Here is a 12520-nt window from a genome sequence, read left to right as displayed (position 1 = left end):
CTCAGGGCGCGCGATCGGGTCCGGGCTCCGGTGTGGCCGCGGGGCCTGCGCGTTCCGGCAGGCCGACCTCGGGCGTCGCGGCACCGGGGTGCGCGATGCCCGCCGGCTCGACGAGGCCATCCGGGGCCGCGAGGCGCGTCTCGTCCACGTCCGGGGCCTTGAGCGGCGGAAAGGCCCACGCGAGCGTCAGCCCGACGAGCAATGCGAGCACCAGCCCGGCGAGAAAGCCGCGCCAGAAGCCGCCGCCACCCCGGTCGCTGCCGCCTGCCGTCCGTGCTGCCAACCTGCAACTCCCTGTTGCAACCTTGCCCGCGCCGGGCCGCTTGCCCTTGACCCCCTCGGGGACCCGGGGCCATCTATAGCGCGCGGGCGGGCGGGCGCCAGCGAATTGCCGGGGATGGGCGCCGACGCCATGCTGCTCTTGATCGACAACTATGACAGCTTCACCTACAACCTGTACCATTATCTCGGCCAGCTCGGCGCCGAGATCGTGGTCCGCCGCAACGACGAGATCGACGTGCAGGCGGCCATGGCGCTCAACCCGTCGGCGATCCTGCTGTCGCCGGGCCCCTGCACCCCGAACGAGGCGGGCGTCTGCATCGCGATGATCGAGGCGGCGGCCGAGACCCGCACGCCGCTCATCGGCGTCTGCCTCGGTCATCAGGCGATCGGCCAGGCGTTCGGCGGCAACGTCGTGCGCGCCGGCGAGATCGTGCACGGCAAGGCCGGCATCATCGAGCACGAGGGCAAGGGCGTCTTCGCGGGCCTGCCCTCGCCGTTCAGCGCCACGCGCTATCACAGCCTCATCGTCGAGCGGGCCAGCCTGCCCGCCGCGCTCGAGGTGACGGCCGCGCTTTCCGATGGCACGATCATGGGGCTGCAGCACCGGACGCTGCCGATCCACGGCGTCCAGTTCCACCCGGAGTCGATCGCCTCCGAGCACGGCCACGCCCTGCTGCGGAACTTCCTCGACATCGCCCGCCACGCGCAAGCCCGCGTGCCGGCATGAGCGAGCGCCTGCGCCCCCTGATCGGCCGCGCGGCCGAGGGTCCGCTGACCCGCGAGCAGGCCGAGGCCGCGTTTTCCGCCATCATGGAGGGCGACGCGACGCCCGCGCAGATCGGCGGCTTTCTCATGGCGCTGCGCACCCGGGGCGAAACGGTGTCGGAATACGCCGCCGCCGCGTCCGTCATGCGCTCGAAGTGCCTGCGCGTCCGCGCGCCGGAGGGGGCGATCGACATCGTGGGCACCGGCGGCGACGGCAAGGGCACGCTCAACATCTCGACCGCCACCGCCTTCGTCGTCGCCGGCGCCGGCGTGCCGGTGGCCAAGCATGGCAACCGCAACCTCTCGTCGAAATCCGGTGCCGCGGATGCGCTGACCGAGCTTGGCATCAACGTCATGGTCGGCCCCGAGGTGGTCGAGCGCGCCCTCGCCGAGGCCGGCATCGGCTTCATGATGGCGCCGATGCACCATCCGGCGACGCGGCACGTCATGGCGCCGCGGCAGGAGCTCGGAACCCGGACGATCTTCAACATCCTCGGCCCGCTCACCAATCCCGCCTCGGTGCGGCGCCAGCTGACCGGCGCCTATTCCCGCGCGGTGATCCGCCCGATGGCCGAGACCCTCGGCCAGCTCGGCTCGGATCGGGCGTGGGTCGTGCACGGGGCCGACGGGACGGACGAGATTTCCATCGCCGGCGAGACCGACGTCGCCGAATGGAACGACGGCGCGATCGCCGAGTTCGTCGTCGTCCCGGAGGATGCCGGGCTGCCGCGCCACCCGATCACCGCGATCCTCGGCGGCACGCCGGCGGAGAACGGCCGCGCGCTGCGCCGGTTGCTCGACGGCGAGGCGTCGGCCTATCGCGACGCGGTGCTGCTGAACGCCGCCGCCGCGCTCGTCATCGCCGACCGGGCGACCGATCTCGCGGCGGGTGTCGCGATCGCCCGCGACAGCATCGATTCCGGCGCAGCCCGCGCCAAGGCGGCGGCGCTCGCCGCCGTGACTGCAGCGGTGGACGCCGGCAAATGAGCATTCTCGACGACATCAAGGCCTACAAGCTCGCCGACGTGGCTGTCCGCAAGGCGGCGTGCCCGTTGCCCGAGATGCACGCGGCGGCCCGCGACACCGCGCGGCCGCGCGACTTCGAGGGCGCGTTGCGCCGGCAGATGGGGCGCGGCTATGGCCTCATCGCCGAGATCAAGAAGGCGAGCCCGTCCAAGGGCCTCATCCGCGAGGACTTCGACCCCGAGGCGCTGGCCCGGGCCTACGCCGAGGCCGGCGCCGCCTGTCTGAGCGTGCTGACCGACGGCCCGAGCTTCCAGGGCGACGACAGCTATCTGGCGCTGGCGCGGAATGCCTGCGAGCTGCCGGTGCTGCGCAAGGACTTCATGTTCGACCCCTGGCAGATCGCTGAATCCCGGGTGCTCGGCGCCGATTGCGTGCTGCTGATCCTGGCGGCACTTACCGACGAGGAGGCCACCACGCTCGAGGATGCCGCCATCGAGCTCGGCATGGCGGTGCTGATCGAATGCCATACCGCCGAGGAGGTGGACCGGGCGAAGCTGCTGCGCTCGCCGCTCGTCGGCATCAACAATCGCGACCTCAACACCTTCGTCACCGACACGGCCGTGACCCGCAAGCTTGCGCGCAACGTGCCGGCCGACCGGCTCATCATCTCGGAGTCCGGTCTCTCGACCCGGCAGGATCTGGCGCAGATGGCGCGTTACGGCATCCGCTGCTTCCTGATCGGCGAGTCGCTGATGCGCGAGCCGAACGTCGAGGCCGCGACGCGCGAGCTGCTGCGCTCGCCCTGGACACCGGACGCGGAGTGATGTCCGGCCTGACGCATTTCGACGCGGCCGGGGCGGCGCACATGGTGGATGTGTCGGCAAAGCCCGTCACCGTTCGCCGTGCCGTTGCCCGCGGGGCTGTGCACATGGCGCCAGCGACGCTGGCGCTGGTCACGGCCGGCACCGCGGCCAAGGGCGACGTGCTGGCCGTGGCGCGGCTCGCCGGGATCATGGCGGCGAAGCGCACCGCGGAGCTGGTGCCGCTCTGTCATCCGCTGCCGCTCAGCAAGGTCTCCGTCGACCTGCGCGCCGACGTGGAGCGAGGCACCGTCGAGATCGAGGCTACCACCGTCACCACGGGCCAGACCGGGGTGGAGATGGAGGCGCTGACCGCCGTCTCGGTCGCCGCACTCACCGTCTACGACATGCTGAAGGCGGTGGACCGTGGCATGGTGATCGGCGACGTCCGCCTGACCCTCAAGGAAGGTGGCAAGTCCGGCAGGTACGAGGCTCCCTGATGGCGCTGCTGCCGGTCGGCGAGGCCCATGCGCGCCTGATGGCGCTGTTCTCGCCGGTGGAGAGCGAGACGATCCCGCTCGCGGAGGCGGGCGCGCGCGTGCTCGCCGTGGACGTGGTGGCCGCCCGGGCACAGCCGCCGGTGGCGATCTCGGCGATGGACGGCTACGCCGTGCGCGCGGCGGACCTCGCCCCGGGGGTCCGGCTGCGGCTCGTCGGCACCGCGGCGGCGGGGCGGGGCCTCGACGGCCGCATCGGCGCCGGCGAGGCGGCCCGCATCTTCACCGGCGCGCCGGTGCCGCCGGGTGCGGATACCGTCCTGATCCAGGAAGACGCCGACACCGGCGAGGGCTGGGTCGCGCCGAAGCCCGGTCACGACACCGACAGCAACATCCGCCCCGCCGGCGGCGACTTCCCGGCCGGCGCCCGCATCGTGGCGCCCCGCCGCCTCTCGCCCGCCGACCTCGCCCTCGTCGCCGCGATGGGCGCGGATCCCGTCCGGGTGTATCGCCGGCCGGTGGTCGCGCTGCTGATGACCGGCGACGAGCTGGTCATGCCCGGCGAGGTCCCCGGGCCGGATCAGGTGGTGGCCTCCAACGCCTTCGGCCTCAAGGCGATGCTGGAAGCGGCCGGCGCCGAGGTGCGAATCCTGCCGATCGCCCGCGACACCGCCGAGAGCCTCGATCTCGGCTTCTCGCTCGCGGCGGGGGCCGATCTCCTCGTGACGATCGGCGGCGCGTCGGTCGGCGACCGCGATCTGGTGCGGCCGACGGCTGTGGCGAGGGGGCTCGATCTGGAATTTCACCGCATCGCCATTCGGCCGGGCAAGCCGCTGATGGCGGGACGGCTCGGCGGGGCGGCCTTCGTCGGTCTGCCCGGCAATCCGGTGTCTGCCCTGGTGACGGGCCGGGTGTTCCTCGTTCCCGCGGTGGAGCGGATGCTCGGTCTGGCGGGCGACCCGCCCGCGCGTCTGCGCGCCCGCCTCGGCGCGCCGGTCGCCGCCAACGGCCCGCGGACGCATTTCATGCGCGCGCGCGTCGAGGCGGGGCCGGACGGCTGGCGCTGCACGGCGTTCGACCGCCAGGACAGCTCACTCCTTTCCATCCTTTCCGACGCCAACGCCCTGCTTGTTCGCCCTGAAAGCGATCCGTCGCAGCAACTAGGCGCGGAAGTTGAATTCATCTGGATATAACTCCTCCATAAGTGGATCATCCTTCGAGACCAGTTGACACAAAACGGGAACGTACCTAGAACGGGTACGACAATGGTCTGAGGCGGACATGCTGACGCGCAAGCAATACGATCTCTTGCACTTCATCCACCGCCGGCTGCAGCGTGACGGGGTTCCGCCTTCGTTCGACGAAATGAAGGATGCGCTCGACCTGCGGTCGAAGTCCGGCATTCACCGACTCATCACCGCGCTGGAAGAGCGCGGGTTCATCCGCCGGTTGCCACACCGTGCCCGCGCGCTCGAGATCATCCGCCTGCCGGAATCGCTCGAGGCCAGCGGCGGTTTCGAGCCGCAGGTCGTGGACGGCGCTCCGCGTGGCCCGTCTGGCACTACCGGCGCCGAAACGACAGCCATCGAGCTGCCCGTCATGGGACTCATCGCTGCCGGTACGCCCATCGAGGCGATCCAGCAGGTGTCCCGGCACATCGCCGTGCCCGGTGCCATGCTGGCGGCAGCAAATCGGCACTACGCGCTGGAGGTGAAGGGCGACTCGATGATCAACGCCGGGATCAACTCCGGCGACATCGTGGTCATCCAGGAACAGCAGACGGCCCAGAACGGCGACATCGTCGTCGCGCTGATCGAGGGCGAGGAGGCAACGCTCAAGACGTTCCGCCGCCGCGGCTCGACCATCGCGCTCGAGGCTGCGAATCCGGCCTACGAGACGCGGCTCTACCAGGATCATCAGGTCCGGGTGCAGGGCAAGCTTGTCGGCCTGATCAGGACCTACTGACCGTGTTTTCACCAAGCTGCTCAGGGCGATTGACAAGCTTGGAGTGATTCCGCTACCTTTCCCGTGAAACGTTTCACCGCACCTGCGAAAGAGAACGTGATGGGGAGGATATGATCCGAAACGCGGCTGGGCCGTCGATGCGATTGGTTGCCGAGACGGCAAAAGTCTCGGTCGCGACGGTTTCCAATGTCCTCAACGGCAAGACCACCGTCTCCCCCGAGATCGTGGCGCGGGTCCATGCCGCCGTCGAGGCGTTGGGCTACGTGCGCGACAACCGCGCCGCCCGCCTCCGCTCGGGGAAGTCGCGTCTCGTCGGCCTGATCGTGCCGGACCTCACCAACCCCATGTTCGCGAGCTTCGTCTCGACGCTGGAGCACCTCGCGCGGCTCGATCACTATGATCTCGTCGTGGTCTCCTCCCGCAACGATCCGGCGGAAGAAGCCGAACGCCTCGGCAAGATCCGCGAGTGGCGCCCCGCCGGCCTCATCGTGCTGCCCTGCGACGGCGCGCTGATCGACCGCCTGCCCCGCGGTCTCGCCATGCCGCTCGTGGTGGCCGACCGCATCCCCGACGTCCAGCGCTTCGACCTTGTGGCCGTCGACAACGCCGCCGCCGCCGCGACAATCGCCCGCCATATCTCGGCGCAGGGCGCGGGCCGCTGCCTCGTGCTCGGCACCAGCCTGGGGATCAGCAACGTCCGCGAGCGCTGGGAGGGGGCGATGGCCGGGGCCGACGGCATGGACCTCGACCTCATCGAGGTCGGGTTCGACGACCATGCCCCGCCGTGCCTCGCCGACAGGCTGCGCGCGCCGGATCGCCCCGCTGCGATCTTCTGCCTCGACCACGAGACCACGCTCGCCGTCTACCGCCTGCTCGGCGAGATCGGCCTCCGCCCCGGCAGCGACATCGTCTTCGCCAGCTTCGACGAGATGGAGTGGATGCGCCTCGTCACCCCGGCAATCACCGCCGTTCGGCAGCCGGTCGAAAAAATGGCGGAAAGCGCCTGGACGATCCTGCGCCGGCGCATCGCCGGCGAAGACGGCGCGCCGGAGGCCGTGCGCCTCGCGTGCGCCGTGACCATCCGCGGCTCGACCCCGCGGCAATCGGCCCCGACAGGAGCCACCACTTGCGACACCGGAGGAAAACCATGAAACTCACACGACGCGCGCTGCTCGGCACGACGGCTGCGGGCCTCGCGGCCAGCCTGCTGCCCGGCGGTATCGCCTTCGCCGCCGACACGCAGGTCGGCATCGTCGTCAAGATCGGCGGTATCCCGTGGTTCAACGCCATGGAGCAGGGCATCAAGCAGGAAGGCTCGAAGGAAGGCGTCAACGCCTGGATGGTCGGTCCGACGCAGGCCGACGCCGCCCAGCAGGTGCGTGCCATCGAGGACCTGATCGCCCGCAAGGTGAACGTCATCGGCATCGTCCCGAACGATTCTGCCGCCCTCGCGCCGGTCCTCGGCCGGGCCCGCGACGCCGGGATCAAGGTGCTCGCCCATGAAGGTCCGAACCAGGACAACCGCGACTGGGATTTCGAGCTCACCACCGTCGAGGCCTACGGCCAGGCGCACATGGACCTGCTCGCCAAGGAAATGGGCGAGAAGGGTGAGTACATCGTCTATGTCGGCTCGCTGACCGTGCCGCTGCACAACGCGTGGGCCGACGCGGCGATCGCCTACCAGAAGGAAAAGTACCCGAACATGAAGATGCTCGGCGACCGCTTCGGCGTTGCGGAGAGCGTCGACGAGACGATCAAGACCACCCAGGACCAGCTGCGCGCCCATCCCGACCTCGCGGGCATCCTGACCTTCGGCTCGCAGGGGCCGATCGGCGCCGCGCGGGTGCTCGAGGACCGCGAGGCCGCCGACAAGGTGGCGCTGGTCGGCGGCTTCTCCCCGGGCCAGGGCGTGAAGTACGTCAAGAGCGGCACGATCCGCGGCGGCTACATCTGGAATCCGATGACCGCGGGCGAGATCTTCGTCCAGCTCGGCAACATGCTCGCCAAGGGCGAGGAGCCGAAGGACGGCATGGAGCTGGTCGGCGTCGGCCCGGTCCGGGTCTTCCCTGACAAGAAGCTCATCCAGGCGCAGAAGCTCGAGGCGCTCGACAAGGAAAACATCGACCGTCTGGTCGAACTCGGGCTCTGAGCGCCCACTGACTGACCTTGGCGGGTGCCGGCCTGATCCGGCGCCCGCCCGTTTCCGGGGGGGGGGAATCTCGATGACGGACGAGACGCCGTTCCTGCGGCTGCGGGGCGTTTCCAAACGCTTCGGCGGCGTGCAGGCGCTGAGCGACATCGACTGGGAAGTGCGGCCCGGCGAGGTGCATTGCCTCGTGGGCGAGAACGGCTGCGGCAAGTCGACGCTCATCAAGGCGGTGGCCGGCGTCCACCTGCCCTCCGCCGGCGACATCGAGATCGACGGCCGCTCGGTGCTGCCCCTCGATCCGGCGAAGGCCAAGGCGCTCGGCATCCAGGTGATCTTCCAGGATCTCTCGCTCTTCCCGAACCTCACGGTCGCCGAGAACATCGCCATCGAGGACACGCTCGGCGCGGCCCTGAAGCCGATCAGCCGCCGCCACATGCGCGACGTCGCCCGCGCCGTGCTGAAGCGGCTCGATTTCCCCATCGACCTCGACGCGCTCGTCTCCGACCTGCCCGTCGCCGAGCGGCAGATCACCGCCATCGCCCGCGGCCTCGCCGCCGAGGCGCGGCTCATCTTCATGGACGAGCCGACCGCGTCGCTCACCCGCGCCGAGGTCGACCGCCTGCTCGCGATCGTCGCGCGGCTGCAGGCCGACGGCATTGCCGTGGTCTTCGTCTCGCATCGCCTCGACGAGGTGGTGGAGATCGCCGAGCGCGTCACCGTCATGCGCGACGGCCGGAAGGTCGGCACATGGCCGGTGGCCGAGGTCGACCAGCGCCGCATCGCCAACCTGATGACCGGCCTCGACATCGAGACCGGCGTGGTCGCCCGCGACATGAGCGGCGCCCCGGTCCTGCTCGAGGTCGATCGTCTGTCGCGGCGCGGCGAGTTCGCCGATGTCTCGTTCACCCTGCGCCAGGGCGAGGTGCTCGGCATCGTCGGGCTGCTCGGATCGGGGCGCACCGAACTCGCGCTCACGCTGTTCGGCATGAGCCGCGCCGAGGGCGGCCGCATCCGCCTCGACGGCCGCGAGCTGCACCTCGGCTCCAACCGCGACGCGGTGAATGCCGGCATCGCCTACGTGTCCGAGGACCGCCTGTCGCTCGGCGTGGTGCTGCCGCAGTCGATCGAGGACAACATCGTCCTCGCCGTGATGAAGCGGCTGACCGGGGGCTTCGGCCTGATCCCGCCGGCCCGGCGCAAGGCGCTGGCCGCGGAGTGGGTCAAGCGCCTCGCGGTCAAGATCCCGGGCCTCGACCGCCCGGTGCAGACGCTCTCCGGCGGCAACCAGCAGCGCGTGGTGCTGGCGAAATGGCTCGCCACCCACCCGAAGGTCCTGATCCTCGACAGCCCGACGGTGGGCGTCGACATCAAGAACAAGCAGGGCATCTACGAGGTGGTCGCCGAACTCGCCCGATCGGGCGTCGGCGTCATCCTGATTTCCGACGAGGTTATGGAGGCGTTCGCCACGTGCGACCGCGTGCTGCAGATGCGCGCCGGCCGTATCGTCGGCGAGGTGGTGCCGGGCACGATCTCCGAGCATGAGATGGAGGAGCGGATCTATGCCTGAGCACGCACCGGGTGCCTTCGCGCGCTGGCGGCGCCGGCCGGAGCTGTGGCTGCTCCTCGTCATCCTCGTCGTCGGTGCGATCTTCAGTGCCGCGGCGCCGGGCTTCCTGACGCTGCCGAACATCATCGACCTGCTCGAGACCTATTCGGTGCAGGCGATCGTCGCCATGGGTCTCTTCGTCGTGCTCGTCTCCGGCGGCATCGACATCTCCTTTGCCGCCACCGCTTCGGTCGCGCAGTATTGTGCCGGGCTGCTCGCGGCCCGGGCGGGTCTGCCCGCTCCGGTGGTGATCGCCGCCGGCCTCGCCATCGGCGCGGGGCTCGGTTGCCTCAACGCGGCGCTGATCCACTACCTGCGCATCACCTCGATCATCGCCACCATTTCGATGATGAGCATCACCTTCTCGCTGCTCATGTACTTCTCCGGGGGCAAGTCGATCTACGATCTGCCCGACTGGTGGACGACCCGCGTCACCTTCTACCGCGCCGAGCTGGCGTCGGGCGACATCGTGCGGATCACGCTGCCGATCGTCGTCATGGCCGCGGTGTCACTCATCACCTGGGCGATCATGACCCGCGCCTCGATCGGCCGGCAGATCTACGCCATGGGCGGCAACCCGGAGGCGGCGCGGCGGATCGGCGCCAACATCGGGCTGCTCACGTTCTTCGCCTACGGCTACCTCGGCGTGCTCGCCGCGCTCGGCGGCATGATCCAGGCGCACCGGGTCGGCGAGAGCGTGCCGAACGCCATGGTCAACACCGAGCTGGCCGTCCTGTCGGCGGCGGTGCTCGGCGGCGCCAGCCTGTCGGGCGGCATCGGCACCGTGCCGGGGGTGCTGCTCGGCATCGTGCTGCTCGCGATCCTGCAGAACGGCCTCAACCTGCTCGGGGTGTCGTCCTACTTCTTCCAGATCGTGATCGGCGTCACCATTCTCGTCTCCACCTCGATCACCGTCATCTCGTCGCGCCGCGGCAGGCGCCACCGCATTCTCGAGGAGGCGCCCGCCCATGGCTGATCTGACCGGCTCCGAGGGCGGGGGACTGCTGCGCCTGTTCCGGGGGGTGCCCGGCGGCCACCTCGGCCTGCTTGCGCTGCTCGCGGCCCTGCTCCTGCTATTCGCCCTCCTCGTTCCCGGCTTCCTCAGCCAGGGCACGCTCAACTCGTTCATGTACCAGCTGCCGCTGCTCGGGCTCCTGTCCCTCGCGATGGTGGTGCCGCTGCTCACCGGCGGGCTGAACCTCGCGATCATCGCCACGATGAACCAGTGCGCGCTGCTCATGGTCTGGATCATGCGCACGCTCCTCGCGCCCGATGCCGGCAGCGCCACCGTGATCGGCGTCATCGCGCTCGCCATGGTGGCGGGCCTGCTGCTCTGCGTCGTCATCGGCCTCGTGACGGGCGCGCTGGTCGCCTATACCGGCGTCCACCCGATCCTCGTCACCCTCGGCACCAAGTCGCTGATCGACGGCATCTCGATCTACCTCACCCGCGGCATGGCGCTGTCGGGCGTGCCGGAGCCGCTCTCCGCCGCGCTCAACGCCTCGTTCTTCGGGGTGCCGCTCATCTTCCTGCTGCTCGTCGTGGCCGCGATCCTCGTCGGCATCGTGCTGAAGCACACGCCCTTCGGCATCGCCTGCGCCATGATCGGCTCGAACATCGAGGCCACGCGCTATTCCGCGATCGACACGCGGCGCGTCCTCGTCGGCGTCTATACCCTGTCGAGCGTCACCTGCTTCTTCGCCGCCCTCGTCGTGCTCGGCACCTTCAACTCCGCCAGTGCCGACTATGCCCAGTCCTACCTGCTGGTCACGATCCTCGCCGCGGTGCTCGGCGGCGTCGACCCGTTCGGCGGCTTCGGCACCGTCTCCGGCCTGATGATCGCCCTCGCCATCCTCCAGGTCATCTCCTCGGGTCTGAACCAGTTCGGCATCTCCAACTATCTCACCGTCGCGATCTGGGGCGGCACGCTGATCGGCGTCGTGCTGGCGCAAACCGCCTGGGCCGCGTTCGCGCCGTTCCGGAGACGCAAATGACGGTCGCGGTCCTCGACCTCGGCAAGACCAACGCCAAGCTCTCCGCCGTCACCGGCGAGGGCGAGGTGCTGGAACAGCTGGCGACTCCGAACCGGGTCCTGCCCGGGCCGCCCTACCCGCACCACGACCTCGCCGGGCTGGAGGACTGGCTCCTCGCCTCGCTCGCCGACCTCGGCCGCCGCCACGCCATCGAGGCGATCGTGCCGTGCACCCACGGCGGCAGCGGCGTCTTGATCGGCGACGACGCGGCGGCCCTGCCGATGATCGACTACGAAGCGCCCCTGCCCACGGCCACGGCCGATGCCTATCGCGCCGCGATGGACGACTTCCACGAGCGCGGCGGCAGCAGCCTGATGCTCGGTGCCGCCCATTCCGCCCGCCAGCTCCTCCACTTCGAGCGCGCGTTCCCCGAGGTCTTCGCCCGCGCCCGCGCCTACCTCCACACGCCGCAGTACTGGTCGTGGCGGCTCTCCGGCGTGTCCGCCTCCGAGGTCACGAGCTTTGGCGCGCAGTCGCACCTCTGGTGCGCGCCGGAAAGCCGCCTCGCGGCCATCGTCGCCCGCCGCGGCTGGCAGCGCCTGCTGCCGCCGATGACGCCCGCCTGGGCGACCCTCGGCCCGATCCGTCCGGAGATCGCCGCGCACACCGGCCTGTCGCCGGACACGCGGGTCATCTGCGGCATCCACGACTCCTCCGCCAATTTCTACCGCTACCAGGCGGCGGGCCTCGCCGATCTCACCGTCATCTCGACCGGCACGTGGATCGTCGCGCTCACCGACCGCCAGGACGTCGACTTCACCACCGAGCGCGCCGGCTGGAGCTGCAATTCCGACGTCCATGGCCGCCCGGTGCCGGGGATGCTCACCATGGGCGGCCGCGAGTTCTCCGCCGTCGCGGGCGGGGCGGAGGGGCCGGCCGACCGCGCCACCCTCGCGCGGCTCGTCGAGAGCGGCACCATGGCGCTGCCGTTCTTCGGCCAGGACGACGGCCTCGCTCCCGGCCGCGCCGGCAAGGGCCGCGTGATCGGTCCGATGGCCGACGATCCCGCCGCGCGCTTCTCTCTTGCGGTGCTCTACGCCGCGCTGCTCACCGCCGAGATCCTCGACGCCCTGCCGGACACGCGGACCGTGGTGCTCGACGGCAACTTCGTCCGCGATCCGCTCTACGGCGCCCTTGTCCAGCACCTGCACCCCGGGGCCGAGGTGTGCGTCAACTCCGACAGCTACGGCGCCTCGGCCGGGGCGGCGCTGCTCGCGGGGCACGCGGCCCGCACCGCGCCCGCCGCCCTCGCGCTCGCCCGCCCCGACACGGCCGGCCTGCCCGACCTCGCCGCCTACCGCGCCCGCTGGCGCGAGGCCCTGACTGCGGCGCCCGAGGGCGCGCAGACGACCACCGCGCCCGAGGGCGCGCAGACGACTGCCGCGCCTGATGGCGCACAGACAACCACCGCGCTTGACGGCGCGCGCGCCTGATCCTCGCGCCCGCTGAAGGCGCAG

General features: G+C 70.5%; 13 protein-coding genes. 12 read left to right on the top strand and 1 reads right to left on the bottom strand.

Features of this window, described 5'->3' with window-relative positions:
- Position 1 precedes the first annotated feature (1 nt).
- Entirely contained in the window at positions 2-283 is a 282-nt protein-coding gene (locus QM699_RS15795; protein WP_415012019.1) for a hypothetical protein, read from the bottom strand.
- A gap of 129 nt (positions 284-412) precedes the next feature.
- On the opposite strand from QM699_RS15795, the gene QM699_RS15790 reads away from it, so the two are divergent.
- The 12 genes from QM699_RS15790 (at position 413) to QM699_RS15735 (ending at position 12496) form a co-directional block, all read left to right on the top strand.
- Positions 413-1009: an anthranilate synthase component II gene (locus QM699_RS15790; protein WP_415012018.1), complete on the top strand. Its 597-nt coding sequence runs from the start codon at positions 413-415 to the stop codon at positions 1007-1009.
- Positions 1006-2034: an anthranilate phosphoribosyltransferase gene (gene trpD, locus QM699_RS15785; protein WP_415012017.1), complete on the top strand. Its 1029-nt coding sequence runs from the start codon at positions 1006-1008 to the stop codon at positions 2032-2034. The genes QM699_RS15790 and trpD overlap by 4 nt, the downstream gene beginning before the upstream one ends.
- Positions 2031-2837 (top strand): indole-3-glycerol phosphate synthase TrpC, encoded by an 807-nt coding sequence (trpC, locus tag QM699_RS15780; protein ID WP_415012016.1) that lies wholly within the window; start codon positions 2031-2033, stop codon positions 2835-2837. The genes trpD and trpC overlap by 4 nt, the downstream gene beginning before the upstream one ends.
- Entirely contained in the window at positions 2837-3313 is a 477-nt protein-coding gene (gene moaC / locus QM699_RS15775) for a cyclic pyranopterin monophosphate synthase MoaC (protein ID WP_415012015.1), read from the top strand. Before trpC ends, moaC begins: the two co-directional genes overlap by 1 nt.
- A gap of 5 nt (positions 3314-3318) precedes the next feature.
- Entirely contained in the window at positions 3319-4503 is a 1185-nt protein-coding gene (gene glp / locus QM699_RS15770; protein WP_415012773.1) for a gephyrin-like molybdotransferase Glp, read from the top strand.
- Positions 4504-4591: 88 nt separating this feature from the next.
- A complete protein-coding gene (gene lexA, locus QM699_RS15765) occupies positions 4592-5275 on the top strand; it encodes a transcriptional repressor LexA (RefSeq protein ID WP_415012014.1) in 684 nt (227 codons plus the stop codon).
- Positions 5276-5385: 110 nt separating this feature from the next.
- A complete protein-coding gene (locus QM699_RS15760; RefSeq protein ID WP_415012013.1) occupies positions 5386-6426 on the top strand; it encodes a LacI family DNA-binding transcriptional regulator in 1041 nt (346 codons plus the stop codon).
- Positions 6423-7424, top strand: a complete 1002-nt coding sequence (locus tag QM699_RS15755) for a substrate-binding domain-containing protein (RefSeq protein ID WP_415012012.1) — start codon at positions 6423-6425, stop codon at positions 7422-7424. The genes QM699_RS15760 and QM699_RS15755 overlap by 4 nt, the downstream gene beginning before the upstream one ends.
- A gap of 73 nt (positions 7425-7497) precedes the next feature.
- Positions 7498-8991 (top strand): sugar ABC transporter ATP-binding protein, encoded by a 1494-nt coding sequence (locus QM699_RS15750; RefSeq protein WP_415012011.1) that lies wholly within the window; start codon positions 7498-7500, stop codon positions 8989-8991.
- Positions 8984-10006: an ABC transporter permease gene (locus QM699_RS15745; RefSeq protein WP_415012010.1), complete on the top strand. Its 1023-nt coding sequence runs from the start codon at positions 8984-8986 to the stop codon at positions 10004-10006. The genes QM699_RS15750 and QM699_RS15745 overlap by 8 nt, the downstream gene beginning before the upstream one ends.
- Positions 9999-11024 (top strand): ABC transporter permease, encoded by a 1026-nt coding sequence (locus tag QM699_RS15740; protein WP_415012009.1) that lies wholly within the window; start codon positions 9999-10001, stop codon positions 11022-11024. Before QM699_RS15745 ends, QM699_RS15740 begins: the two co-directional genes overlap by 8 nt.
- Positions 11021-12496 (top strand): FGGY-family carbohydrate kinase, encoded by a 1476-nt coding sequence (locus QM699_RS15735; protein WP_415012008.1) that lies wholly within the window; start codon positions 11021-11023, stop codon positions 12494-12496. Before QM699_RS15740 ends, QM699_RS15735 begins: the two co-directional genes overlap by 4 nt.
- Positions 12497-12520: the final 24 nt, after the last annotated feature.

It is taken from the genome of Amaricoccus sp., assembly GCF_047602525.1.
Classification (GTDB): domain Bacteria; phylum Pseudomonadota; class Alphaproteobacteria; order Rhodobacterales; family Rhodobacteraceae; genus Amaricoccus.
This window is presented reverse-complemented; position numbering and strand designations above follow the sequence as displayed.

Excerpts from the sequence above, each read along its gene's own strand:
- lexA (WP_415012014.1), top strand. The coding sequence starts at position 4,592 with ATGCTGACGCGCAAGCAATACGATCTCTTGCACTTCATCCACCGCCGG.
- QM699_RS15760 (WP_415012013.1), top strand. The coding sequence starts at position 5,386 with ATGATCCGAAACGCGGCTGGGCCGTCGATGCGATTGGTTGCCGAGACG.
- QM699_RS15745 (WP_415012010.1), top strand. The coding sequence starts at position 8,984 with ATGCCTGAGCACGCACCGGGTGCCTTCGCGCGCTGGCGGCGCCGGCCG.
- QM699_RS15735 (WP_415012008.1), top strand. The coding sequence starts at position 11,021 with ATGACGGTCGCGGTCCTCGACCTCGGCAAGACCAACGCCAAGCTCTCC.
- trpD (WP_415012017.1), top strand. The coding sequence starts at position 1,006 with ATGAGCGAGCGCCTGCGCCCCCTGATCGGCCGCGCGGCCGAGGGTCCG.
- moaC (WP_415012015.1), top strand. The coding sequence starts at position 2,837 with ATGTCCGGCCTGACGCATTTCGACGCGGCCGGGGCGGCGCACATGGTG.
- QM699_RS15740 (WP_415012009.1), top strand. The coding sequence starts at position 9,999 with ATGGCTGATCTGACCGGCTCCGAGGGCGGGGGACTGCTGCGCCTGTTC.
- trpC (WP_415012016.1), top strand. The coding sequence starts at position 2,031 with ATGAGCATTCTCGACGACATCAAGGCCTACAAGCTCGCCGACGTGGCT.
- QM699_RS15790 (WP_415012018.1), top strand. The coding sequence starts at position 413 with ATGCTGCTCTTGATCGACAACTATGACAGCTTCACCTACAACCTGTAC.
- QM699_RS15750 (WP_415012011.1), top strand. The coding sequence starts at position 7,498 with ATGACGGACGAGACGCCGTTCCTGCGGCTGCGGGGCGTTTCCAAACGC.
- QM699_RS15755 (WP_415012012.1), top strand. The coding sequence starts at position 6,423 with ATGAAACTCACACGACGCGCGCTGCTCGGCACGACGGCTGCGGGCCTC.